Origin of the sequence: Solibacillus sp. FSL R5-0449 (assembly GCF_037975215.1) — a bacterium.
GTDB lineage: Bacteria > Bacillota > Bacilli > Bacillales_A > Planococcaceae > Solibacillus.
Map to the genome: position 1 here is coordinate 1040316 of NZ_CP150239.1, position 26331 is coordinate 1066646.

Sequence of the window (26331 nt, forward strand, 5' to 3'; positions counted from 1 at the left end):
ATATGGCAGTTAATAAAAAAATTCCTTTACGCAAATGTGTTGCAACAGGCGAGATGCTTCCGAAAAAATCAATGATTCGCGTCGTCCGCTCAAAAGAGGGCGAAGTAACTGTTGATGTTACAGGAAAAAAATCCGGTCGTGGAGCATATGTTTCTAAAACGGAAGATGCTGTTGAAATGGCGCGTAAAAAGAATATTTTAGATCGCCAGCTTGATGCAAAAGTGCCGGATGAGGTGTATGAAGAGTTGCTAACGCTAATCCGCCGGGAGTCGATTTTATGACAAACCCGGCATTGCTACAGCTATTAGGTTTAGCGGCACGTGCACGAAAAACAATATCCGGTGAAGAGCTTGTCGTAAAAGAAATTCGTAACGGCAATGCAAAGCTTGTCTTTTTAGCCTCGGACGCTTCGGCAAATACGAGTAAAAAGATTCAGGATAAATGTACGTTTTATAAAGTTGAGTATTATGTTTTCGGAGATCGTTATGATCTAGGACATGCTACCGGGAAGGAAGCCCGTGTAGCGATTGCTATTACAGATAGCGGATTTGCTAAAAAAATGTCTAGTCTACTCAACGAAAATTAATCGGGGGTGAGCAGATGAGCAAAGTAAGAGTTCATGAATATGCGAAAAAGGTAAATAAAACAAGTAAGGAAGTTATTGAGGTGCTTGCAAAACACAATCTGCCAGTGAAAAATCACATGGCGGTAATTGACGAGCAGGCAGTCTCAAAACTAAATTCTGTCTTTAAGCAAGCAGTGGAACCAACGAAAGATTCTCCTGCAAAGACACCTGCCAAAGCTGTAAATGTTACACCAAAACGCGGTGAACAAGGGCAGAAGAAAGTGCAGCAAGGTCAAAAGCAGGATCGTCCACAATCTGCTTCTAATAACCAACAACCGAACAAAGCTTCAAACGCCCAAGGGCAACCAAAATCGCAACAAGGCGAAAAAATAAGAAATGAAAAAGGTAACCAAAATCGAAATATGACACAAAATAACAATAATAACCGCAAAAGCGGCACAACTCAAAACACTAGTAATAATAAAGGCGGTAACACGCCAAACAGAGGCGGAAATACGCCGAACAAGGGTGGCAACACTCAAAACAAAGGCGGCTATCAACAACGTAGAAAACCAGGTATCAATGGTGGCAAACGTCGTACGCACCGCCCGGCACCACAACCAATGGTGCAAAAAGAATTACCGGAAAAAATTACTTTCTATGAAAGTTTATCCGTTGCAGAACTTGCAAAAAAATTACACCGTGAGCCATCGGAAATTATTAAAAAATTATTCATGCTTGGCGTAATGGCAACAATTAACCAAGAGCTTGATAAGGATGCAATTGAGTTAATCTGTGCAGACTACGGGGTAGAAGTAGAAGAAGAAATCCGTATCGACAAAACAGATTTAGATACGTACTTCGATGACACTATCGTGGAAGTTGACGAAAACGCATTAGAAGAGCGCCCACCGGTTGTAACAATCATGGGACACGTTGACCACGGTAAAACTTCATTGCTTGACTCAATCCGTAAAACGAAAGTTACAGCGGGTGAAGCAGGCGGTATTACTCAGCATATCGGTGCATACCAAGTAGAAGTAAACGGAAAGAAAATTTCATTCCTTGATACTCCTGGTCACGCGGCATTCACAACAATGCGTGCGCGTGGTGCATCAATTACAGATATCGCAATTATCGTAGTAGCAGCAGATGACGGTGTAATGCCTCAAACAGTTGAAGCAATCAACCACGCAAAAGCTGCAGAAGTACCAATTATCGTAGCAATCAACAAAATGGATAAACCAACTGCCAACCCGGACCGTGTACAACAAGAATTAACTGAGCACGGATTAGTTCCTGAAGCATGGGGTGGAGATACAATCTTCGTACCAATTTCAGCGCTAAAAGGTGAAGGTATTGACCAGCTTCTAGAAATGATTTTATTAGTTTCTGAAGTAGGCGAATTAAAAGCGAACCCGACTCGTTCAGCGATCGGTACAGTAATTGAAGCACAGCTTGATAAAGGCCGTGGTGCAGTTGCAACACTTTTAGTTCAAGATGGTACATTACGTGTTGGTGATCCGATCGTAGTCGGTCATGCATATGGTCGTGTACGTGCAATGGTTAACGATCTTGGCCGTCGTATTAAAACAGCTGGTCCTTCTATGCCGGTTGAGATTACAGGCTTAAACGAAGTACCACAAGCGGGTGACCGTTTCGTAGTATTCGAAGACGAAAAAACAGCTCGTCAAGTTGGTGAATCTCGTTCAATGACAGCTATCCAAGCTTCACGTTCTGAAAAACAACGTGTAACACTTGATAACTTATTCGAACAAATGAGCCAAGGCGAAATGAAAGAATTAAACTTAATCGTAAAAGCAGACGTACAAGGTACTGTGGAAGCAATGGCTTCTTCATTAATGAAAATTGATGTTGAAGGCGTTAACGTTAAAATCATCCACACTGGTGCGGGTGCAATTACAGAATCGGATATCTCTCTTGCTGCTGCATCAAATGCAATCGTTATCGGATTCAACGTTCGTCCAGATACAAATGCAAAACGTGCTGCAGATGAAGAAGGCGTAGATATTCGTCTACACCGTATCATCTACAAAGTAATCGAAGAAATCGAACACGCGATGAAAGGGATGCTTGATCCAGAGTTCGAAGAGAAAATCGTTGGTCAAGCGGAAGTTCGTCAAACAATTAAAGTATCTAAAGTGGGTACGATCGCAGGTTCATACGTTATCGAAGGTAAAATCGTTCGCGATGCCGGCGTACGTGTAATCCGTGAAAACGTTGTTGTGTTCGAAGGTGAACTTGATTCACTAAAACGCTTCAAAGATGATGCAAAAGAAGTTGCAAAAGGGTATGAGTGTGGTATTACGATCAAAAACTACAACGACATTAAAGAAGGCGACATTATCGAAGCCTTCGTAATGGAAGAAATCGTTCGTAAATAATGATTGTATACGCAGAAGTTGAATTCATGATTCAGACTGCCCACTCATTAAAAGAAAAGCGTGCCGTCCTTCAACGGATGGTGACGCGTACGAAACAAAAATTCAATGTTTCGGTTGCAGAAATTGACCATCAGGATGTATGGCAGCGTACAAAGCTTGCGCTTGTCGCAGTTGCTTCTTCCAAAGAAGCAGCTGAACGCGAGTTAATGCGCGCTGTCCATTATCTGCAGTCAAATCCGCAATGGGAACAGCTGGATTTTTACCGTGAATATTTATAACGTCCACATTTTGTGGCAAACTGTACTATTAATTACGCAATTTAAATGAGGTGACATTTATGTCTCTACGTTCTAATCGAGTTGCTGAGCAAATGAAGAAAGAAATTACTGAAATCATTGCGCGAAAAATCAAAGATCCGCGTGTAGGCTTCGTTACGGTTACTGATGTAGCGGTAACAGGAGACTTACAGCAAGCAACTGTTTATATTACATCGTTAGGCAATGAACGCGAACGCGCGGAAACATTGCAAGCGTTAGAAAAAGCATCCGGTTTCATCCGTTCGGAAGTCGGTTCACGTATCCGCTTACGACGTACGCCTGAACTTGCATTCGAATTCGATACAGCAATCGAATACGGAAACAAAATCGATGCATTACTACGTGGCCTACACGAAGATAAATAAAACTAAGAAGTCTGCACTGCATAACTATGCAGGCAGACTTTTTTGCTTATAAACCGAATTGTAGAATACTTAAGTTTCGTTAAGAAAAATACTTTATGCTAAGCTAGAGTGACGCGAAGCGAAGGGGGGCGAGTGTAGCTGACGGCTAACGCCTTTCGCTACAAGCAGGCTTCCTGCGGGAAAAGCACGAGGGAGAGACTACAGGCTCGAGCCGTGCCCGCGGAATATTAGAACGAATGCTAAAACCGTTACGTCGTGTAACAACGCATTCGTGACCAACGTCCTGTTGGCCTCCCGTAGCGAAGCAGAACGGATTGTATGAAAAGTACCAACTATAGCTAAAGCTTATATCAAAGAATCTATTAAATATCGAAATCCCTATTTCAAACAAAGGAGCAAAACAATGAACGGTATTTTGCCATTATGGAAAGAGCGCGGCATGACAAGTCATGACTGTGTCTTTAAATTACGAAAAATATTGAAGACGAAAAAAGTAGGGCATACCGGGACACTTGATCCGGGTGTAGAAGGCGTCCTGCCAATCTGTATCGGCCAGGCAACACGTATTGCAGAATACTTAACAGATGCCGGCAAAACGTATGAAGCAGTCGTTTCAATCGGACGTACGACAACTACAGAGGATGCGGAAGGCGAAACAGTCGAGCAAAATACAGATTTCAAATCATTTACTCGTGAAGAAATTTTACAAGCACTCCAAACGCTGACTGGCGAAATCGAGCAAACGCCTCCGATGTTTTCCGCAGTAAAAGTAAACGGGAAAAAGCTTTACGAATATGCAAGAGCAGGCCAAACAGTCGAACGCCCAACACGTAAAATCACAATTTATGAGCTGGAATTACTGGATGTTGCCGAAACATTTGAAGGGGAAGAAGTGAAATTCCGGGTCCGCATCAAATGTTCGAAAGGGACGTATATTCGTACACTAGCTGTGCAGATCGGTGAAGCATTAGGCTATCCTGCACATATGCACGAACTTGTCCGTACAGCATCAGGTACATTCACAAAAGACAATTGCTTTACATTGGCTGAAATCGCGGAAATGATGGAAGCAGGGGAGCAGGAGAAGTTTCTGTTGCCGGTTGAATATGCATTATCCGACTATCCATACATCGAAATTACGGAAGACATTGAAAAGCAAATTTTCAATGGGCAAGTTCTCCCAATGCATACTTTATTATCAGAACATGATAAAATTGTATTTGGTGTAGAGGGACGAGCATTTGCGGTTTACATTGCCCATCCAACAAAGAGCGGGCAAATGAAGCCGGATAAGATGTTTCCCGAAATTAATTAGGAGGCACGAGATGAACGTTATTCATTTGAAATACCCCCATCAATTAGCACAGGAAATAGAAAAAGAGTCGTACTCATTAGCAATCGGATTTTTTGATGGGGTACATAAAGGACATCAGGCGGTCATTGAAGCGGCAAAGCAAAAAGCAGAGCAACTTCATATCAAAAGCGCCGTTATGACTTTTGATCCACATCCATCGATTGTATTAGGAAGACGTAATGAAAAAGTGTTTTATATTACGCCTCTATCACAAAAATTAGATACATTAAAAAAATTGAATATCGATACAGTATTTGTTGTAAACTTTACATCAGATTTTGCAAAGCTTACACCTGAAGAATTCATTAAGTATTTTATCGTCGATTTAAATGTTCAGCATGTTACAGCTGGCTTTGACTTCTCATTCGGTCAATACGGCAAAGGCAATATGGAGCTGATGGAGCAGCTGTCTAACGGCCGTTACGGTGTGACCGTAATCGAAAAACAGCAGGATGTAGTCGAAAAAATCAGTTCCACACGCATTCGCAAAGCATTGCAGGACGGGGAAATGGAGCAGGCTCGTAATCTATTAGGCCGTGCATTTGAAGTGCCGGGAATTGTTGTGCACGGAGATAAACGCGGACGGACAATGGGCTTCCCGACAGCAAATGTCCAGGCGATGGAAGGCTGCTATATACCGGCAACTGGTGTGTATGCAGTGAAAATTTTAGTGCAAAATAAGTGGTATGACGGGGTGTGTAATGTAGGCTATAAACCGACATTCAACAACCCGGATGAAAAGCAGCTGTCGATTGAAGTGCATATTCTGAATTTCAATAAAAACATTTACGGTGAAGAGGTCGTTGTCGGCTGGTATAAACGGATTCGCAGTGAACGTAAATTTAACGGCATCGAAGCGCTTATTGAGCAAATTGAATTGGATAAGCAGCAAGCAATCGCCTATTTTGAACAACTACGCTAAATAGTTGCGCAATCATCAATAATTATGGTACTATTCATTAGTACGAAATTATCGTATGAACCTTAGCTCGGCTTTTCGCAACTCCAGCGACTGCTGTGCTATTGGGGATATTTTATTTAACAGGAGGTCATTTAAAATGGCAATTACACAAGAACGTAAAAACGAAATTATCGCTGAGTACCGCGTACACGAAACAGACACTGGTTCTCCAGAAGTACAAGTAGCTGTATTAACTGCAGAAATCAACGCTTTAAACGCTCACTTAGCTACTCACAAGAAAGATTTCCACTCTCAACGTGGTCTTCTTAAAATGGTAGGTAAACGTCGTCATTTATTAAAATATTTACGTGAAAACGACGTAGCTCGTTACCGTGAATTAATTACTAAACTTGGATTACGTCGCTAATACGTCGTTAGTCTGATAATAAAAGCGGGATTTTTCCCGCTTTTTATTATGTTTGAAAGATTCAGCTTTCCATTTCAATGGTGCGATGTTTAACTTCTTTGAGCAGGTGTCAATACGCCTGTTGAAAGAAGTTAAACCATTGCTGGAAAGTCAAAAATATTTTAAGAAATTTATCGGTAATTTTAATCAAAAAATTTAGCATAGAAAACGCTTTTTTGATACACTAACTATGGTACATAATATGATACGTAGAGTGTTTCAATAAGAAAGGGGTTCATTTAATGAACGAAAAAAAGGTCTTTTCGTATGAATGGGCAGGCCGTCCACTTGTAGTAGAAGTAGGACAGCTAGCAAAACAAGCAAATGGTGCTGCAATGATCCGCTACGGCGAAACAGCAGTTTTAGCTACGGCTACAATGTCAAAACAGCCAAAAGCATTAGATTTCTTCCCGTTAACAGTTAACTTTGAAGAACGTCTTTATGCAGCAGGTAAAATCCCGGGTGGCTTCATTAAACGTGAAGGACGTCCATCAGAAGCGGCAGTATTAACTTCTCGCTTAATCGACCGTCCAATCCGTCCAATGTTCCCGGATGGTTTCCGTAATGAAGTACAATCAATTTTAATGGTAATGTCAAATGATTCAGACTGCCCTGCAGATGTAGCAGCAATGTTTGGTTCTTCATTATCATTAGCAATTTCTGATATCCCATTCGACGGACCGATTGCAGGTGTACATGTAGGATATATCGACGGTGAATTCGTGGTGAACCCGACTGTAGAACAATCTGCAAAATCAACAGTTCACTTAACAGTAGCAGGTAACAAAGATGCGATTAACATGGTAGAAGCAGGCGCTTTAGAAGTACCTGAAGAAATTATGCTTGAAGCGATCATGTTCGGTCATGAAGAAATTAAAAAGTTAATTGCTTTCCAAGAGCAAATTGTTGCTGAAGTTGGGAAAGAAAAACTAGAAGTAACATTATATGAATTAGACGCAGACTTAACAGCAGCGATTAAAGCTGAATGTGAAGCTGATATGAATACAGCGATTCAAACAGTGGACAAGCAATTACGCCAAGAAAATATTACAGCGGTAAAAACACGTGTTATTGAATCTTATGAAGCGCAGGAAGCTGACGAAGATACAATGAAACAAGTGAATGCTATTTTAGATAAAATGGTAAAAGACGAAGTGCGTCGTTTAATTACAGAAGATAAAGTTCGTCCGGATGGTCGTAAGCAAGATGAAATCCGCCCACTTTCTTCTGAAGTAGATCTATTACCACGTGCACACGGTTCAGCATTATTCACACGTGGACAAACTCAAGCATTATCAATTTGTACTTTAGGTGCTCTAGGAGACGTTCAAATTATTGACGGCTTAGGTATTGAAGAGTCAAAACGCTGGATGCACCACTATAACTTCCCACAATTCTCAGTTGGGGAAACAGGTCGTTACGGTAGCCCAGGCCGTCGTGAAATCGGTCACGGTGCATTAGGTGAGCGTGCTATTTTAGCGGTAATGCCAACAGAAGAGGAATTCCCATATGCAATCCGTTGCGTATCGGAAGTATTGGAATCAAACGGTTCTACTTCTCAAGCATCAATCTGTGCATCAACAATGGCACTTATGGCTGCAGGTGTTCCGATTAAAGCACCAGTTGCAGGTATTGCAATGGGTCTTGTTAAAAAAGGCGAGCACTATACAGTATTATCAGATATCCAAGGTATGGAAGACCACCTTGGCGACATGGACTTTAAAGTGGCAGGTACAGCTAAAGGTGTAACAGCACTTCAAATGGACATTAAAATCGATGGTCTGTCTCGTGATATTTTAGAAGAAGCATTAACTCAGGCGAAAATCGGCCGTATGCACATTTTAGAGCATATGATGTCAACGATTTCAGAGTCACGCACTTCATTATCACAATACGCACCAAAAATTGTTTCAATCAAAATTAATCCTGACAAAATCCGCGACGTAATCGGACCGGGTGGTAAAGTAATCAATAAAATTATTGATGAAACAGGCGTTAAAATTGATACAGAACAAGATGGTACAATCTACATCGCTTCAGCTGATGAAGCAATGATTAACCGTGCGAAAGAAATGATCGAATCAATCGTACGCGAAGCTAAAGTAGGCGAGTACTACATGGCAACAGTAAAACGCATTGAAAAATTCGGTGCATTCTGTGAAATCTTCCCAGGTAAAGACGGCTTACTGCACATTTCTGAAATTCAGGAAGAACGTACGAAAGAAGTAGAAGACGTATTAAAACTAGGCGATGAGTTACTAGTGAAATGTATCGAGATCGACAAACAAGGTCGCGTAAACTTATCACGTAAAGTAGTAATCAAAGAAGAAAAAGAGCGTGCGGAACAAGCAAAATAATTGTTTTCAATCGTATCCAACAAGATAAAAAGGGAGGTTGTACACTATTGTACAGCCTCTTTTTTAAATAATATTATGTTGATGGAATAGCAATATCCATAACTTGATGAAGAATAGTAAGGGGAGGTATGCGTAATGGAGAGGCCGACTTCTAGGGGATTAAGCGTGCGCGGAAAATCTGGTTGCTCCTGCGGTTACTCGTCTCAAAGCTTTATTCAAAGCTTTGGAGCTACGCCCCCGGAAATAATGGAACGAATGCTAAGAGCGTCACATCGTGTGACAACGCATTCGTGACCAACATCCTGTTGGCCTCTCGGAATGAAGCATACCGGACTATATAAATAAGCCGCAAATTGGAATACTACTGATTTATACGTCATACTTATAATTTATTAGCCGAAATAAAGGAGAAATTTATGGTACAAGTAATTACAGCAAAAAATGGCGTGCGTATTGTCACAGAGCAAATGCCGCATGTCCGGTCATTATCGGTCGGCATTTGGGTCAATGCAGGCTCACGCTACGAAACAAAAGAAGAAAATGGGATTACCCATTTCATCGAACATATGCTTTTCAAAGGAACGAAAAACCGTACAGCCCGTCAGATCGCGGAAGAATTCGACCGCATCGGCGGAGAGATCAATGCCTTCACATCGAAGGAACATACATGCTATTACGCAAAAGTGCTCGACCATCATGGTGAGCTTGCCATCGATATTCTGGCTGATATGTTCTTTAACTCTTTATTTGCAAAAGAAGAAATTGAACGTGAACGCCAAGTTGTGCTTGAAGAAATCTATATGAGTGAAGATGATCCGGCAGATGATGTCCATGAAAAATTATGGGGTGTCATGTACCCGGATGATGCGCTGGGCCGTCCGATTTTAGGCACACCGGAAACGCTGGCAACATTCGATGAGAAGATGATCCGCACGTATATGGCGAAACATTACGGACCTCAAAATGTTGTCATCTCGATTGCAGGGAATATTGAAAATAGTTTACTGGAAAAAGTGGAAGCATTATTCGGAAACTATGAAGCAAGTGAAGAATCGGTAATTTCCAAACCGTCTTACCCGACATTTACAGCAGGGGAAGTCGAAAAGTTACGTGATACTGAACAGGCGCATATTGCCATTTCATTCCCGGCGATTGCGGTAAAAGATCCGAAAATGTACAGCTTTATTGCGTTGAATAATATTATCGGCGGCAATATGAGTTCACGCCTGTTCCAGGAAGTGCGGGAAGAGCGCGGCTTGGCATATTCGGTATTCAGCTACCAGTCGAGCTATGAAGATGTGGGAACATTTACGATTTATGCGTCGGCATCGAAACAAAACTTGGATGCATTAAAGCAGCAGATCGACCAGACGTTATTTGACCTTGTAGCAGGCGGGGTAACGGAAACCGAGCTTGAAAATGCGAAAGAGCAGTTAAAAGGCGGTTTTGTTTTAGGGCTTGAAGGAACGGAAGACTTTATGAACCGTAACGGGGTCAATGAACTCATCCACCAAAATCACCGTTCAGTCGATGAAGTACTGGCAAAAATCGATGCGATTTCGATGGAAACGATCGATGAGTTAATTACACAAATTTTACTATCCGAACCGGCCATTGCGATTATCGGACCGGAAAACGAATAACAAAAAGGACAGCGCGTGCTAGCAGTTAGCATACGCTGTCCTTTTAAAATTCTGCGGCCAAATATTTTGTTGCAGACGATTTGAAATATTGATAATAAATAATGAAACTAATAATTATAACAATCGGAGCTCCGATTTGTTTAATACCTATAACACTAAATAGAAGCATGCTCAGTAAATGAACAAACATAAAGAGAAGAAAGTAACCAATTAATATGCCAAATGAAATTCTTGTCGAGCCCTTTGTCGGATTGCTTAAATAGTTTTTTAACATAGAGCCGATGGAAGCAACTCCGGCAGCAAAGGCAATCGAAATTAAGGAAAACTGAAAGCCCCCGATTTGATCATTCAAATATAAATAAGTTTGATAAATCCCGATAGGAACGGCAATGATAAGCAAGAGCAGCAGACTGAAAATAAATAAACTTTTCACAAAATCTTTTGGGTCAATCGGCATTATCCGTAATCGTTTCATAAAGTGGTTTTCGAGTATGTAGCTCGAGCCTAATGATGGTGAGAACATCAATAAATAAAAAGCCAGAAAACCTATATTAATTTCGTTGCTTATTAGCCACTGAATTGCGATCATCATTGCAATAAATAAAAAAACAGTGATCAGTAGTTTTCTCGATAGATAAAAATGAACTTTCAGTAGTGCGATCAAACGATATCCCTCCTGTTTTCTCGTAAGTAAGAGATGCTTGCGGCGATGATTAAAAGTATGAATACACTTACAAATAAAATGAAGCTTTGAGATGTTGTTAAACTTTCTAAAAATATAAGTAATTGAGCTACACCTAATGGAATAAGAACTATAAATAAGTTAATAAACCGACCAAATTTACTACGGCGAAACAGGAGGAAAAAAGCGATAATAAAAAAGCTGATGCCAAAGCTAACGAATAGCTGTCTGACGGAAGGCAAAACAAGCTGCTTTTCCAGCAATGTTTGAATCGCGGTCGTTGCGACAATTGTATAAAGAATATAGTACAATGCGTAGCGCCCTAAAAAAGAGAGGTCTACAATGAAAAATGTCTTTCTGGGAATCGGAAACAGACTTGTCATGACAAGCTGGCTCTCCCGTTGATCCAGATAAACGGCACAGAGCGCTGTTATACTGATGGACAGTATAAAGTACGCCGCGAATTCGGCACCTTCGAATAATAAAGGGAGGCCGAAAATGGATGCCACAACCGGTGTAAACAAAATCCATGCAGACAATTGCTGACCGTAAAAACGAAAAAGCATCTGGTTCATTTTTTCCGCCCCTTTACGAAAAACAGCATCAGATCATCAATCGTCGGTTTTTGCAGTTCAATAACCGGATTCACAAATTCACGCATGACCAAGTACTCAACCCCAAATACATAATCCCGTTTGCCGATGATGGAATGGTTCGGTATAATTTTGGCGTCTTCATACGATCCTTTCCAAATCCCGTATCCGTACAGCAGGTCATCTTTATTTTCACTGAACAGAATTTCGCCATCATGGATAAATGTGATCGTATCGGCGATTTTCTCTAAATCCGATGTAATATGGGAAGAAAAGAGGATGGCATGATCTTCCTGTTCCATAAAGTTTTGCAGTATACCGAGCACTTCATCGCGCACGATCGGATCAAGACCGCTCGTTGGTTCATCGAGCAGCAAAAGTTTCGGCCGATGTCCTAGTGCAAGTGAAAGGGCGAGCTTCATTTTCGCTCCTTTGGACATCGTTTTGATTTTGTCGTACTTCGGCACATCCAACTGCTCCAGCAATTGATAAAAATAAGGGCGGTCCCACGTAGGATAAACATTTCCGTACAGAACATCGAGTTCTTTTGGTGTGAAATTTTCCGGTACATGCAGTTCATCGAATACAACCCCGATTTGCGCCTTCAACTCCACTTCATGTTCGATATGGTCTTTTCCGAATAAAAGAATATCGCCATCAATTTTTTTCAGCAAGTTTAAAATCAGTTTGATCGTTGTAGATTTTCCGGCACCGTTTTGCCCGATAAAGCCTGCAATCGTCCCGCTCTCCACCGTGAACGAAATATTATTTAAACGGAATTTTTTAAATTGCTTCGAAACATTTTTAACTTCAATTGCGTTCATCATCATTCCTCCAATAGTAAATCGAGTAGGTCGTGCAGTTCCTCTTTCGGCACATTGGCAGTTTTCGCGATGGATACCGCTTTTGTGAAATGCACTTCAATTTGACGAATCAGCTCTTCCCGCAGGAAATCCTGATTGCGTTCGGATACATAGCTTCCTTTACCGGCAATCGTGACGATAAAGCCATCCCGTTCCAAATCTGCATATGCCCGCTTTGTTGTCATCACACTGATTTTCAATTCTTTCGCCAATGCTCTGATAGAAGGTAAGGAGTCGCCTGTTACCAGTGTGCCTGTCAAAATAGCCTGTTTTAACTGGTCGGTAATCTGTTCATAAATAGGCTTTTCACTGTTATTGCTCAATTTGATAATCAATCATTTCACCTCACATGTTCAAACTGTGTATATACAGTATATACAGACATGGAATAATATGTCTACTGCAAATTTGAAAAATATAAATTTAAGCAATCTTTTTTCCGAACCCGTGCTGAGTGACTCACTGCCCACGAATAGGTCCTTCAAACTTAAATGATGAACCATTTCACTTCTGCCAAAGTTGATGCATATAGTAATGTAGGCTCTTACAAGAGGAGGGATGCAATGCTTTTATCAGAGCTCGCTGAAAAAGAACTGATCGAAATGGAAAACGGTGTTCGATATGGATTTTTAGCTGAGACGGAATGTATTTTTGATGCCAAAACAGGGAAGATTGCCGGATTTGAAATGCCCGCGCAAATGGTGAAGATGCCATTCCAAAAGAAAAAGACGGGGATGGTAAAATACATTCCTTGGAGTGAAATTATTTTAATCGGGGAAGACCGGGTATTATTTCAAAAAACAACATCGACATTAAAGCATGCCAATGATGACTGAACGCTGGCTTGTGATCGGTACAGATGAGCGGATGAAGTTTTTGGCGAAGCAATTATCGACAAATGATCGCACGGTGTATTACAAAAATACGACTGTTTGGGATGAAGCACTGAACAAAGTAGCATTGGAGCTGCACCCGACAGAAGTTGTGTTGCCGATCCACCCTTTATCGATTCAAGTGGAGGAGCTTTTAGGTATTCGTCAGGCACGATTTTTTGCGGGTAAATTAACAGATGAATGGAAACAGATTCTTGAAAACAAGCGCTTGCATTACTATTTGGAAGATGAAACGTTCATCTGGAAAAATGCTGCGCTTACTGCAGAGGGCTTTTTAGCGCATTTGTATAAAGAGAAAGTAAATGTGCAGTATAAAACAATTATGATTACAGGGTTTGGACGTGTAGCAAAGATGCTTGCCCTGTTTTTAACACGTCTCAATGCAAAGGTCATCATCGCCGTACGTTCGGAAACGCAAAAAGCCGAGGCCCTTGCATATGGCTACCAAGGTATTGAATTAAATGAGAAAAATAGGATGGAAGCGGATTTTCTGATTAATACGATTCCGACGAAATGGCTGACAAAGGATTTTGCATCATGGATGGTCCGTCCGATTTATGATGTCGCATCAAACCCGGGATGTTTGAACGATATCAAATTATCGCAATATGAGCTGCTACCTGCATTACCTGGGAAATACTTTCCGCAAGCTGCAGCAAACTTATTATATGAAACGATACTAGAATTACGAAAGGAGGAAGCAAATGCTTGAGGGAAAACGCATTGGTTTAGGAATTACCGCATCACATTGTACGTATGAAGAAGTCGTACCGAAAATTACCCAATTTCGTGAAGCCGGTGCAACCGTTGTACCGATTATAACGCCTTCTGTATTACATGCTGCTACACGATTTGGAACTGGTGAAGAATGGATTGAGAAAATCGAAGCGCTTGCGGGGGAAAAGGTTGTCAGCTCGATTGCGGAAGCGGAACCATTCGGACCGAGTAATCCGTTAGACTGTATGGTAATCGCACCGATGACAGGGAACTCGATCAGTAAATTCGCAAATGCTGCAACAGATAGTGCCGTACTCATGGCAGCAAAGGCGACACTTCGAAATGGTTCACCTGTTGTACTTGGTATTTCTACGAATGATGCGCTTGGGTTAAACGGAATGAATTTAATGAAATTAATGAATGCAAAAAACATTTTCTTCATTCCATTCGGTCAGGACGATCCAATTAAAAAACCGACGTCGCTCATAGCGGATTTCACAAAAATGCTCGATACTGTAGCATATACGCTCGCTCATAAAAAACAGATCCAGCCAATATTTATACAATATTTTAAATAATCAAATTATCTCACACAATTTTAATAATATATGATACAATATCCAACATTATATACATACCGATATTTTTAGGAGAGATGAGACATGACAAGAAGATTGAATGTTGCCGTAGTTGGGGCAACAGGAGCTGTAGGTACAAAAATGATGGAGAAGCTGATTGAGCGTAAATTTCCAATTGCATCGATCAAGTTTTTAGCTTCTGCTCGTTCAGCGGGAAAACAAGTTGAATTCAATGGTGAAAACTATACGATAGAAGAAGCGAAACCGGAAAGTTTTGAAGGGATCGATCTAGCATTATTTTCAGCAGGCGGGGCTGTATCAGAGGCACTTGCACCTGAAGCAGCAAAGCGTGGAGCGATTGTTATTGATAACACAAGCCATTTCCGTATGGATCCAGAGGTACCGCTTGTTGTACCGGAAGTAAATCGCCATGCATTAAAAACAGTTCCAAAAGGGATTATCGCAAACCCAAACTGTTCGACTATTCAAATGGTTGCAGCATTACAGCCAATCCGTGAAAAATTCGGTTTAACAAAAGTGGTTGTATCGACATATCAAGCGGTATCCGGTTCTGGTGTGGCAGCAATTGAAGAACTGCGTGAGCAAAGTGCACAGTGGGATGCAGGGAAAAATGTAGAAGCGAAAGTTTTACCGGTTAAATCAGATAAAAAACATTATCCTATCGCACGTAATGTCATTCCGCAAATCGATAAATTTACGGAAAATGGCTTTACATATGAAGAGATGAAAATGATCAACGAAACGAAAAAAATTATGGAATTACCTGAGCTGAAAGTCGCTGCAACATGTGTACGTGTTCCGGTTGTTTCAGGCCACTCAGAATCGGTTTATATCGAACTGGAGCAAGAAGCAACAGTACAGCAAATTTTTGACGCATTAACAGGTGCACCGGGTATTGTTTTGCAAGATGATATTCGCGAACAGCTTTACCCGATGCCGATTTTTGCGGAAAATGAAGAACCGACATATGTTGGACGTATTCGCCAAGATTTAGACAACAAAAAAGGATTCCACTTATGGATTGTGTCAGATAATTTATTAAAAGGGGCTGCACTCAACTCTATTCAAATTGCAGAAGCTATGCTAGAGGATCACTTACTATAAGGGGAGGATTATTAGTTATGGATTTCGGACGTATTGGTACAGCGATGATTACGCCGTTTAAAAAGGACGGTACGATTAATTATCCTGAGTTAGAACGTATTATTGACCATTTAATTGAAAATGGTACAGATTCAATTATTGCTTGTGGAACAACTTCTGAAAACCCGACGATGTCAACTGAGGAAAAAATCGAGGTCGTGCGTTTTACAGTCGAAAAAGTGGCTGGACGCATACCTGTTATTGCCGGTACAGGGGATAACGAAACAGCCTATTCGATTATGATGACTCACAAAGCAGAGGAAAATGGGGCAAACGGAATCATGCTAGTAACCCCATATTATAATAAACCTAACCAGCGCGGCATGTATGCCCACTTTAGTACGATCGCAAAAGAAACGAAACTCCCTGTCATGCTTTATAATGTCCCTGGACGTACGGGTGCCAATATTTTAGCGGAAACAACGATTGCGATCAGCAAAGATGTACCGAATATTACATGCATCAAAGAAGCGAGCGGTAACTTGGATCAAATGGGGGACATCATTGAAAATGTGGATCCGGATTTCCATGTGTATTCAGGGGATGACGGGTTAACATTGCCACTGCTTGCAATCGGTGGTCGCGGCATTATTTCTGTTGCTTCACATGTAGTAGGGAAAGATATGCAGCAAATGGTCCGTGCATTTGAAGAAGGCCGTCATCAGGAGGCTGCACAAATTCACCGTGCATTATTGCCGCTTGTCCGTGCGCTATTTGCACAACCGAATCCATCACCAATTAAATACGCGATGACTAAATTAGGCTTTGATACACTTGATGTACGGATGCCGATGATGGAAATGCTACCGGAAGAAAAGGCAGCATTCGATGAAATCTGGGATACGTATCAGGAAAAAGCAAAGAGTTTCCGCGCATTACAAGTAAACTAACAAAATTCACAGTCACTCCTTCCGATGAGAAGCGGGTGACTGTTTTTTTTATTTTTGGTCAGTTTGAGGATTATTGCGGATGAAGTGAGGATTAATGGTCAGAAACTGAGGATTATAAGACGAGTCTTGAGGATTACCCGCTGCCAACTGAGGATTATCCAGTTAAAAGAGAGGAATAAAATTTTGACATTATGCAAAACGGTTATGATTTTAATTTGCCCGCAGTTCCGTAAAAAAAGAAAATCACTTTTTTATTTGTACTAACGTCATTCTCACCGTATAATGAACTTTAAGTGGTTGCTGTTCGGAACAATTTAGGAGGAAATAAAGTGACAAAATCAAAAAATGAACTAATCCGTGTCATTCCATTAGGTGGAGTTGGCGAAATCGGAAAATCAATGTATGTAATAGAAATCGATGAAGAGCTTTTCGTAGTAGACAGTGGGCTCATGTTCCCAGAAGACGAAATGCTTGGAATTGATATCGTTATTCCAGATATCACGTATTTAGAGGAAAATAAAGAGCGCGTAAAAGGTATTTTCCTTACACATGGACATGAAGATGCAATTGGATCGATTGCGTATGTATTAAAGAAAATTAAAGCACCGGTGTACGGTTCAAAGTTAACGATCGCACTTGCGAAGGAGCATTTAAAAGAATTGCCTGCACCTTACCAAGTGAAATTCTTTGAAGTATCGAGCAATAGTCGAATGAACTTCAATTCTACTTATGTGACATTCTTCCATACGACACATAGTATTCCAGATTCATTAGGTATCGTGTTCCATACTTCTGAAGGTGCTATCGTTCACACAGGCGAATTCAAATTTGACCAGTCGGCAACAGGCAAGTTCAAGCCGGATCTGGCAAAAATGGCGATGCTTGGTGAAGAAGGCGTATTCATGCTTTTATCAGAATCAATGGAAGCAGAACGTCCTGGCTATACAACTAGTGAAGCCGTTATTGCGGAAGAATTGCAAAAAACGTTCCATTCGGCACCAGGTCGAATTATCGTAGCATTATATGCATCAAACTTTATTCGTATTCAGCAAGTGTTTAGACAAGCTGCCGCATCGTACCGTAAAGTCGCGGTTGTCGGGAAATCATTGGAGAAAATGGTCGATATCGGTGTAAACCTGGGCTATTTGGAAATCGATGAATCAACACTCGTACCAGTAAACGAAATTCATAAATATCATGATGACGAAATTATTATTATGGCAACGGGCAACAAAGGTGAACCACTTGATGCACTGGATAAAATTGTGCGTAAACACCACCGCGACATTAAAATCAGAAATACAGATACAGTGTTAATTACATTTACTCCGTCACCGAGCATGGAAGTGCAAATGTATAACACAATGAACCAATTGGCTAAAGCTGGCGCACATGTCATGACTTCGAACAAGAAAGTCCATGTTTCCGGCCACGGCAGCGCGGAAGATTTAAAGCTGATGCTGAATTTCATGAAGCCGAAATACTTTATTCCTGTTCAAGGGGAGTACCGCATGTTAATTGCGCACTCGAAACTTGCACAACAAGTAGGACTGCAAAAATCACAAATTTTCATCGCGGATAAAGGCGATATTGTCGAGTACAAAAACGGCAAAATGCGCATGACAGGACGTGTACAGGCAGGGAATGTATTAATCGATGGAATCGGTGTAGGCGATGTAGGGAATATCGTTTTACGCGACCGTAAACTGCTATCTCAAGATGGTATCTTCATCGTCGTTGTTACATTGAACCGTGCACAGAAAAAAATTGCTTCAGGTCCCGAAATTTTATCGCGCGGATTCGTTTACGTACGCGAATCAGAGCAGTTAATGGAAGAAGCTTCTGAAATCGCACGCGAAGTGATCGAAAAGTATGTCGGTAAAGAAACGTTCGAATGGACAAACATCAAGCAAGAAATTCGCGACACATTAAATCAGTATCTATTCCAAAAAACAAAACGTCGTCCAATGATTATTCCGATTATTATGGAGTACTAATTAGAGGGCGAGTCAACTATAGTTGCACTTTTATCTAATAATCAAAAAGGGTTTTCTTACATTAAGCGTGAGAAAGCCCTTTTTCTAACTGAAATTCCGGAGTGGCGCTGTGTTTTGGTGCTAGAATTTAAGAAGGCTGGATAAATGCGGTAAAGAACTGAATTTTATTTGAAAAAAACTGATTTTTCGGTACATAGCAGTAAAAGTAATTGTTAATTCAGCACAAACTAAGTCAATTGATCAAATCACGTATCCCTATCATCCGGAAGCCTATACAGCAACTTTGGCGTCTAACAATAAGGAACAATTTTTAAGTAGGTGAACAAAGATTGGAAAAAAAGAAAAGTACTAAAACAAAAGCAAAAGCAAAACCGACGCTGAAGCCAAAGACAAAAGAGGAGCTCCATCCGCTCGCATATGAAATTATCGGATTGCTGCTCATCGCATTGGCCATTATTGAATTTCTGGAGTTTGGACTTGTCGGCAGAATGCTTCATTCGATCGCCATGTTTTTCTTCGGCAATCTGCATTTTATCATCCCGTTAATCTGCTTTTTAGTGGCAGGGATGCTAATGGTCAAGCGCCGGGGTGTCCCATTTAATACACGTGTCGTATATGGTGTGCTGTTTGTCGGGGCCAGCTTGACGATTTTCAGTCATAGCTTGCTATTCGAGCAGATGGCTGCAACGAACACATTGTTGTCAAATTCAGTTCTAAAGGAAACATGGAGAATACTGATCAGTACAGATGGAATCGCCAACCGCAGCAATGCGCTCGGCGGTGGGATGATCGGCGGAATATTATTTAGCCTGTTCCATGTATTATTCGACGCATCCGGAGCAAAAATTGCTGCATTTGTATTATTGGCAATCGGGATCATTTTAATTACGGGAAAAGCACTCGTGCCCATTTTAGTGGAGAAAGCCCCGGTTATTAGGGGAAAGTTCAAAAGAACGAAACGCAGCACAAGAAGTAAGCCAAAACCTGAACCTCAAGAGAAGTTGCGTCGTTCTAAAATCGAACCAATCATTGAAGAGGAAGCGGCCGATTTGGAAGACCTGATTATTACAACAGCAACGCCGACACATCATGAGCCGATCATTTCAAACTTTGTGGAGCAAGTGAAACAGGAACAGCAAAAAGGTATCGAAATCGAAGTTGAGGAAAAAATAAGTGAGCCGATCATGGCCGTAACATCCGAAACGGACCAAACTTATATTTTGCCGTCAATGCAGCAGCTGAATCCACCACCAGAACATGATCAGAGCGGCGAATATTCGGTTATTCAAACAAATGCAAAGAAACTGGAACAAACATTTTTAAGCTTCGGTGTAAAAGCGAAAGTGACCCAAGTTCATTTAGGTCCTGCTGTGACAAAGTATGAAGTCATGCCGGACACAGGTGTAAAAGTAAGTAAAATTGTCAGCCTTCAAGATGATTTGGCACTTGCCCTTGCCGCAAAAGATATTCGTATTGAAGCACCGATTCCAGGTAAATCGGCAGTCGGCATCGAAGTACCGAACAGTGAAGTGGCGGTCGTAACATTACGCGAAGTACTCGAAGCGAACGAGCAGGTGAAAGTCGGAGCCAAATTGCTGGTTAGTTTGGGACGTGATGTAACAGGCCAGGCAATAGCGGCAGAGTTAAACAAAATGCCGCACTTATTAGTTGCCGGTTCAACAGGCAGCGGGAAAAGTGTATGTATCAATGGCATTATTGTGTCACTATTGATGCGCGCAAAACCAAGTGAAGTAAAAATGATGATGATCGATCCGAAAATGGTTGAGCTAAGTGTATATAACGGCATTCCGCATTTATTGGCGCCAGTTGTAACAGATCCGCGTAAAGCGGCACAGGCATTGCAGAAAGTTGTATCGGAAATGGAACGACGCTATGATCTGTTTTCACATTCCGGAACAAGGAATATTGAAGGATATAACGAATATATCGATATAAGCAATGAAGAAGCAATGGAAAAACAGCCGAAGCTTCCGTACATTGTTGTGATTGTCGATGAGTTGGCGGACTTAATGATGGTTGCATCAAGTGAAGTGGAAGATGCGATTACGCGACTTGCCCAAATGGCGCGAGCAGCAGGGATACACCTCATTATTGCAACACAAAGACCGTCAGTCGATGTTATCACCGGCATCATCAAAGCGAATATTCCTTCCCGAATTGCATTTGCCGTATCATCGGCTGTAGATTCCCGCACGATTTTAGATATGGGCGGTGCCGAGCGATTACTTGGCCGCGGAGATATGCTGTATTTACCGGCAGGGGCATCCAAACCAGTCCGTGTGCAAGGTGCATTTGTAAGTGATCATGAAGTGGAAAGAATTATTAACAGTGTCATTGAGCAGCAAAAAGCTCAATATGAGGAGGCGATGATTCCGACCGATGAACCGATCGTTGACGTAATGGACGAAACGGACGATTTATATGATGAAGCCGTACAACTCGTACTGGAAATGCAAACAGCTTCCGTATCTTTACTGCAGCGCCGATTCAGAATCGGGTATTCACGTGCAGCCCGAATTGTCGATCAGATGGAGCAGCGCGGGGTTGTCGGACCACCCGAAGGAAGTAAACCGCGACAAGTTCTCGGAAATCGATTTTAGCTAGTAAACCTTGACATTGTCGCACTTTTCGGAATATATTCTTTTCTATAAGTTTTGAAATAAATTCGCTAATTTTTCACATTAACGTGACACATTTAAAGAAATATGTTTTCTTTTTTCGTTTAAAGTGTTATATTATTCACGAATTAGTAGGAATGTTGTACATCAGATGTCTGATCTCTATGTTATGGTGGTGATACTAATTGACAATTAAAGCAGATCATCGTCATTTATACTTACAAGTTATTGATCGTTTGAAGTCAGATATAGATAAAGGGACCTATCGTGAGAACGAAAAATTACCCTCAGAATTCGAACTTTCAAAAACATTAGGTGTAAGTCGTGCAACGCTTCGTGAAGCACTGCGACTTTTGGAAGAAGAAAACATTATTGTCCGTCGTCATGGTGTCGGTACATTCGTTAATCCAAAGCCCGTCTTTACATCAGGCATTGAACATTTATCGAGTATATCGTCTATGATTGAAAACGCTGGTATGAATCCAGGCACAATCTTCATCAGTGCGAAGGAAGAAAAAGCCACGGAAGATGATGTGGAACGTTTCCAAGCTGACATTGATGACAATGTTATCACGATTGAACGTGTTAGAACGGCAGACAATGAACCGGTCGTCTACTGTGTGGACAAGGTACCGGCAAATTTACTGCCAAATGAATTTATAAGTAATCAAAACGTTTCGATTTTCTCGGCTTTAGAGCAAACCGGATCAATTCGTGTCGCATATGCCGTGACATATATCGATCCAGTAGGCTTCCACGATGAAGTATCACCGATATTGAAATGTGGGCCGGAAACTGCATTGCTTGTATTAAAGCAACTTCACTATGATGAAAATGATCGTGTTGTTCTTTATTCAAAAAATTATTTTAGAGCTGACAAATTCAGCTTCCATGTAGTACGTAAACGGGTGTAGAACAATAATTTCTATTATTTAATTCCTGCTAATATCAATTACCTTTGAGGGGGACTCATTAATGAAAAAGCGTAAATTTGGTTTATTAATTTCTTCTGTAGTAGCAACTGGTGCAATTTTGGCGGCATGTGGAACTGACGAAGAGTCAACTGATTCAAAAGACACTTCAAACAATGATTCTAATTCTGGTTCTGAAACAAGCACTGACGCAGGTTCTGGCGATTTCTCAATCGCAATGGTTACAGACGTTGGTGGCGTAGACGACAAATCATTCAACCAATCAGCTTGGGAAGGTGTTCAAAAGTTCGGTGCTGACAACGGCTTATCTAAAGGCGACGGTGGTTTCGACTACTTACAATCTCAATCAGACGCTGACTACAACACAAACTTAAACAACTTATTACGTCGTGACTTCGATTTAGTATTCGGTGTTGGTTTCATGATGGGTGATGCAATTGAAGAAATCGCTAATGACAATCCAGATGCAATGTTAGCATTAATCGATGCTGAAGTAGCAGCTGATAACGTAGCAAGCATCCTGTTCAAAGAGCAAGAAGGTGCTTTCTTAGCTGGTGTTGTTGCAGCTTCAATGTCTGAATCAGGCAAAATCGGTTTCGTAGGTGGTACAGATATCCCAGTAATTAACCGCTTCCACGCTGGTTTCGTAGAGGGTGCAAAAGCTGTTAACCCGGATATCGAAATCCAAGTAAACTACACAGGAGTATTCGATGATGCTTCTAAAGGTAAAATCGCTGCAAACTCAATGTACTCTTCTGGTGTAGATATTATTTTCCACGCTGCTGGTGGTACTGGTAACGGTGTATTCTCAGAAGCTAAAGAGCGTAAAGCAAAAGATAAAGACGCTAACGTATGGGTAATCGGTGTTGACGCTGACCAATATGCAGAAGGTCAAGTTGACGACTCTACAAACATCACATTAACTTCTATGTTAAAAGGTGTTAACAACGCAGTAGTGGATATTGCTACTAAAGCGAAAAACGGTGAATTCCCAGGTGGTACAACTACTGTTTACGGTTTAGCTGAAGATGGTGTTGGCTTAGCAGATTCTCGTGGTGCTATTCCTCAAGAAGTAATGGATAAAGTAGAAGAATATAAAGAGAAGATTGCTTCTGGCGAAATTAAAGTTTCAGAAGAAAAACCTAAAGATAATTAATAATTCTTAATGGAGTAATCATCATAGGGGGAATTATTCCCTATGATGATTTTCTAATTTGCAGGTCTGTTTTAAATATTCAGTAAATTTAGTATTGAGAGAAATGTAAGCGTTATATTTTCATAGAATTGTAAGATAAGTGACTTATTTAGTGTAGAATTCGTCTGAAAAATTAATAGATGAAAGATTTTACCAAAAATCTTTCATGTGTTAATTTTATAAAAATACTTTTAAAGATAAATAGCCTAAGGGAGTGAGTCTAGTGGAATACGTGATTGAAATGCTCGGGATCCGCAAAGAGTTCGGTAATTTCGTAGCAAACAACAATATCACCCTCCAGTTAAAAAAAGGCGAAGTTCATGCACTACTAGGAGAAAACGGTGCAGGTAAATCGACTTTAATGAATGTACTTTTCGGTCTATATCAACCAGAAGCCGGAGAAATTAAAGTACGCGGAGAATCAGTAAAAATTACAGATCCAAACAAAGCAAATGATTTAGGGATCGGAATGGTGCACCAGCACTTTATGCTTGTGGAAAACTTTACGGTTACGGAAAACATCATTTTAGGCAGCGAACCTACGAAACTGGGAGCTATCAACATTAAAGATGCTGCTAAAGATATCGCTGCATTGTCGAAGAAATACAACTTGGATGTGGATCCATATGCGAAAATTGAAGATATTTCTGTCGGAATGCAACAGCGTGTAGAAATTTTAAAAACGCTATACCGCGGTGCGGAAATCCTTATTTTTGACGAGCCGACTGCATCATTAACACCGCAGGAAATTACGGAATTGATGGCGATTTTAAAACTTCTGATCAAAGAAGGCAAGTCGATTATCATCATTACCCATAAGCTGAAAGAAATTATGGAAGTATCGGACCGTGTAACAATTATCCGTAAAGGTGAAGGGGTTGGAACAGTCGTAACAAACGAAACAAACCCGGATCAGCTTGCGGAATTAATGGTAGGCCGACAAGTAGAATTCAAAACAGAAAAAGGGGAAGCAAACCCTACTGAAGAAATCTTCAAAGTCGAAAACCTTGTTGTAACGGATTACCGGGATGTCGAAAAAGTAAAAGGTCTGAATTTATCGATTCGCCGCGGTGAGATCGTTGGTATTGCAGGGATTGACGGAAATGGTCAATCAGAATTAATCGAAGCAATTACAGGACTGCGCAAAATTAAGAGCGGTAAAGTAACTTTAGCCGGCAAAGATATTACAGGCTTAAAACCGCGTGAAATTACGGAAACAGGTGTAGGACATATTCCTCAGGACCGTCACAAACACGGGCTTGTCCTGGATTTCCCTATTGGGCACAATATCGCACTACAAACTTACTACAAATCGCCAATTTCAAAAGGCGCTATTATGGACTATAAGAAAATTAATGAAAAAGCACGCCAAATCATTGAAGAGTATGATGTTCGTACAGGTCAGGGCGAAATGACGCCAGCACGAGCACTTTCAGGCGGTAACCAGCAAAAGGCCATTATCGGACGTGAAGTCGACCGTGATCCGGAACTGCTGATTGCAGCACTTCCTACTCGTGGATTGGACGTAGGGGCAATTGAATTTATCCACTCTCGTTTAATCGAGCAACGTGATAAAGGAAAAGCCGTATTATTGATTTCGTTTGAATTAGATGAAGTTATGAATGTTTCTGACCGCATTGCCGTTATTTATGATGGGACAATCGTTGATACGGTATATCCGAAAGAAACATCTGAACAAGAGCTGGGCTTATTAATGGCCGGTGAAAAACGTAAAGCAAAGGCAGTTAAGGAGGGGAACGAATAATGTCAAATCGAGTTGTGAATCTGCTCGTTCCACTCATCTCGGTAGTTTTAGGATTACTCGTTGGCGGGATCATCATGGTTGTCAGCGGCTATGATGCAATTGATGGGTATACAGCACTATGGAATGGTATTTTCGGAGATTCTTATTCTATCGGTAATACAATCCGTCAAATTACACCGTATATTTTAGCAGGTCTAGCAGTAGCATTTGCCTTCCGTACTGGATTATTCAACATCGGTGTTGAAGGTCAGCTATTAATGGGGTGGCTTGCAGCGGCATATGTCGGTTATGCAATTGAAGGATTACCACGTATGATCCACTTGCCATTAGCATTACTAGCGGCTGCGGCAGCGGGTGCGTTCTGGGCATTTATCGTCGGTTTCCTGAAAGCAAGACTTCAAGTACACGAAGTAATTGCTTCGATCATGTTAAACTACACAGCATTATATTTAACAAATGCTGCGATTAAATCTTTATCAGACGGCGGATTCAAAACGCCGACGGTATTAGAATCAGCTACATTACGTAATCAGTGGTTACGCGAAATTACGGACAATTCAAGTCTTCACTTAGGGATTATCGTGGCACTGATCATGGTAGTTGTTATGTGGTTTATTTTAGAAAAAACAACGCGCGGTTATGAGTTGAAAGCAGTAGGGTTCAACAAAAACGCTGCTGAATATGCAGGTATGAATGTAAACCGCAACATCATTTTAGCAATGACAATTTCCGGTGTATTCGCCGGTCTGGGCGGTGCGATGGAAGCATTGGGAACATACCAGAACGCTTCGATTAAAGCAGCAGCTTCAGGTATCGGATTTGACGGGATCGCCGTAGCATTACTAGGTGCGAACAATCCGATCGGTGTATTCTTCGGAGCTTCATTATTCGGTTCCCTAAAATACGGTTCATTAAACATGCCGAACGAAGCAGGTATTCCGGAAGAAATCGTATCAATCATCATTGCAGTAATTATTTTATTCGTAGCTTCAGGCTATATTTTACGTGTTGGTTTACAGAAATTCGGAAAGAAAAAGGAGGGCAAGTAAC

At 41.1% G+C, this 26331-nt stretch carries 25 protein-coding genes; 21 read left to right on the forward strand and 4 right to left on the reverse strand.

What is annotated here, in order from left to right:
- Window positions 1–2 precede the first annotated feature (2 nt).
- From MKY27_RS04950 to MKY27_RS04995, 10 genes are all read left to right on the forward strand, one after another.
- The gene (locus MKY27_RS04950) at window positions 3–281 is read left to right on the forward strand and encodes a YlxR family protein (RefSeq protein WP_339175595.1); all 279 of its coding nucleotides are present in this window, start codon (window positions 3–5) and stop codon (window positions 279–281) included.
- Window positions 278–586: a YlxQ family RNA-binding protein gene (locus tag MKY27_RS04955; RefSeq protein WP_251689276.1), complete on the forward strand. Its 309-nt coding sequence runs from the start codon at window positions 278–280 to the stop codon at window positions 584–586. The genes MKY27_RS04950 and MKY27_RS04955 overlap by 4 nt, the downstream gene beginning before the upstream one ends.
- Window positions 587–600: 14 nt before the next feature.
- Window positions 601–2970, forward strand: coding sequence for a translation initiation factor IF-2 (infB, locus tag MKY27_RS04960; RefSeq protein WP_339198220.1), 2370 nt, complete (start codon window positions 601–603; stop codon window positions 2968–2970).
- A complete protein-coding gene (locus MKY27_RS04965) occupies window positions 2970–3248 on the forward strand; it encodes a DUF503 domain-containing protein (protein WP_079525294.1) in 279 nt (92 codons plus the stop codon). The genes infB and MKY27_RS04965 overlap by 1 nt, the downstream gene beginning before the upstream one ends.
- A gap of 59 nt (window positions 3249–3307) precedes the next feature.
- Window positions 3308–3652, forward strand: a complete 345-nt coding sequence (rbfA, locus tag MKY27_RS04970; RefSeq protein WP_339175597.1) for a 30S ribosome-binding factor RbfA — start codon at window positions 3308–3310, stop codon at window positions 3650–3652.
- Window positions 3653–4055: 403 nt separating this feature from the next.
- Window positions 4056–4967, forward strand: a complete 912-nt coding sequence (gene truB, locus MKY27_RS04975) for a tRNA pseudouridine(55) synthase TruB (RefSeq protein ID WP_339198223.1) — start codon at window positions 4056–4058, stop codon at window positions 4965–4967.
- Between the two features lie 10 nt (window positions 4968–4977).
- The gene (gene ribF, locus MKY27_RS04980) at window positions 4978–5928 is read left to right on the forward strand and encodes a riboflavin biosynthesis protein RibF (protein WP_339175599.1); all 951 of its coding nucleotides are present in this window, start codon (window positions 4978–4980) and stop codon (window positions 5926–5928) included.
- Between the two features lie 136 nt (window positions 5929–6064).
- Complete coding sequence (rpsO, locus tag MKY27_RS04985; protein ID WP_008403229.1) at window positions 6065–6334, forward strand: 30S ribosomal protein S15; 270 nt, start codon at window positions 6065–6067, stop codon at window positions 6332–6334.
- A 281-nt stretch (window positions 6335–6615) separates the two neighbouring features.
- Window positions 6616–8730: a polyribonucleotide nucleotidyltransferase gene (gene pnp, locus MKY27_RS04990; RefSeq protein ID WP_339175600.1), complete on the forward strand. Its 2115-nt coding sequence runs from the start codon at window positions 6616–6618 to the stop codon at window positions 8728–8730.
- Window positions 8731–9146: 416 nt separating this feature from the next.
- Complete coding sequence (locus tag MKY27_RS04995) at window positions 9147–10373, forward strand: pitrilysin family protein (protein WP_339198224.1); 1227 nt, start codon at window positions 9147–9149, stop codon at window positions 10371–10373.
- A gap of 43 nt (window positions 10374–10416) precedes the next feature.
- On the opposite strand, the gene MKY27_RS05000 is transcribed toward MKY27_RS04995, so the two are convergent.
- The 4 genes from MKY27_RS05000 to MKY27_RS05015 are packed head-to-tail and all read right to left on the reverse strand — an operon-like array spanning window position 10417 to window position 12846.
- Complete coding sequence (locus MKY27_RS05000) at window positions 10417–11037, reverse strand: hypothetical protein (protein ID WP_339198227.1); 621 nt, start codon at window positions 11035–11037, stop codon at window positions 10417–10419.
- Window positions 11034–11630 (reverse strand): ATPase, encoded by a 597-nt coding sequence (locus tag MKY27_RS05005; protein ID WP_339175603.1) that lies wholly within the window; start codon window positions 11628–11630, stop codon window positions 11034–11036. The genes MKY27_RS05000 and MKY27_RS05005 overlap by 4 nt, the downstream gene beginning before the upstream one ends.
- Window positions 11627–12472 carry an ABC transporter ATP-binding protein gene (locus MKY27_RS05010; protein ID WP_339175604.1) on the reverse strand — a complete coding sequence of 282 codons (846 nt, stop codon included), beginning with the start codon at window positions 12470–12472 and terminating at the stop codon, window positions 11627–11629. The genes MKY27_RS05005 and MKY27_RS05010 overlap by 4 nt, the downstream gene beginning before the upstream one ends.
- Before the next feature lie 2 nt (window positions 12473–12474).
- Entirely contained in the window at window positions 12475–12846 is a 372-nt protein-coding gene (locus tag MKY27_RS05015) for a GntR family transcriptional regulator (protein ID WP_339198229.1), read from the reverse strand.
- Between the two features lie 228 nt (window positions 12847–13074).
- Between MKY27_RS05015 and MKY27_RS05020 the strand changes: the two genes are divergently transcribed.
- From MKY27_RS05020 to MKY27_RS05070, 11 genes are all read left to right on the forward strand, one after another.
- Window positions 13075–13347 carry a YlmC/YmxH family sporulation protein gene (locus MKY27_RS05020; protein WP_339175606.1) on the forward strand — a complete coding sequence of 91 codons (273 nt, stop codon included), beginning with the start codon at window positions 13075–13077 and terminating at the stop codon, window positions 13345–13347.
- Window positions 13331–14116: an NAD(P)-dependent oxidoreductase gene (locus MKY27_RS05025; RefSeq protein WP_339198230.1), complete on the forward strand. Its 786-nt coding sequence runs from the start codon at window positions 13331–13333 to the stop codon at window positions 14114–14116. Before MKY27_RS05020 ends, MKY27_RS05025 begins: the two co-directional genes overlap by 17 nt.
- Window positions 14109–14699 (forward strand): dipicolinate synthase subunit B, encoded by a 591-nt coding sequence (locus MKY27_RS05030; protein WP_339175608.1) that lies wholly within the window; start codon window positions 14109–14111, stop codon window positions 14697–14699. Before MKY27_RS05025 ends, MKY27_RS05030 begins: the two co-directional genes overlap by 8 nt.
- 84 nt (window positions 14700–14783) lie before the next feature.
- Window positions 14784–15824 carry an aspartate-semialdehyde dehydrogenase gene (locus tag MKY27_RS05035; protein ID WP_339198232.1) on the forward strand — a complete coding sequence of 347 codons (1041 nt, stop codon included), beginning with the start codon at window positions 14784–14786 and terminating at the stop codon, window positions 15822–15824.
- 17 nt (window positions 15825–15841) lie between these two features.
- Window positions 15842–16753, forward strand: coding sequence for a 4-hydroxy-tetrahydrodipicolinate synthase (dapA, locus tag MKY27_RS05040; RefSeq protein ID WP_339175612.1), 912 nt, complete (start codon window positions 15842–15844; stop codon window positions 16751–16753).
- Window positions 16754–17082: 329 nt separating this feature from the next.
- Window positions 17083–18750 (forward strand): ribonuclease J, encoded by a 1668-nt coding sequence (locus MKY27_RS05045; RefSeq protein WP_079525327.1) that lies wholly within the window; start codon window positions 17083–17085, stop codon window positions 18748–18750.
- 329 nt (window positions 18751–19079) lie between these two features.
- On the forward strand, window positions 19080–21371 hold the full coding sequence (locus MKY27_RS05050) for a DNA translocase FtsK (protein WP_339198233.1): 2292 nt from the start codon (window positions 19080–19082) through the stop codon (window positions 21369–21371).
- A gap of 203 nt (window positions 21372–21574) precedes the next feature.
- Window positions 21575–22303: a GntR family transcriptional regulator gene (locus tag MKY27_RS05055; protein WP_339175614.1), complete on the forward strand. Its 729-nt coding sequence runs from the start codon at window positions 21575–21577 to the stop codon at window positions 22301–22303.
- A 61-nt stretch (window positions 22304–22364) separates the two neighbouring features.
- On the forward strand, window positions 22365–23477 hold the full coding sequence (locus tag MKY27_RS05060) for a BMP family protein (protein WP_339198236.1): 1113 nt from the start codon (window positions 22365–22367) through the stop codon (window positions 23475–23477).
- A gap of 262 nt (window positions 23478–23739) precedes the next feature.
- Window positions 23740–25281, forward strand: a complete 1542-nt coding sequence (locus MKY27_RS05065; protein WP_339198238.1) for an ABC transporter ATP-binding protein — start codon at window positions 23740–23742, stop codon at window positions 25279–25281.
- Window positions 25281–26330, forward strand: coding sequence for an ABC transporter permease (locus tag MKY27_RS05070; protein ID WP_339198241.1), 1050 nt, complete (start codon window positions 25281–25283; stop codon window positions 26328–26330). Before MKY27_RS05065 ends, MKY27_RS05070 begins: the two co-directional genes overlap by 1 nt.
- Window position 26331: the final 1 nt, after the last annotated feature.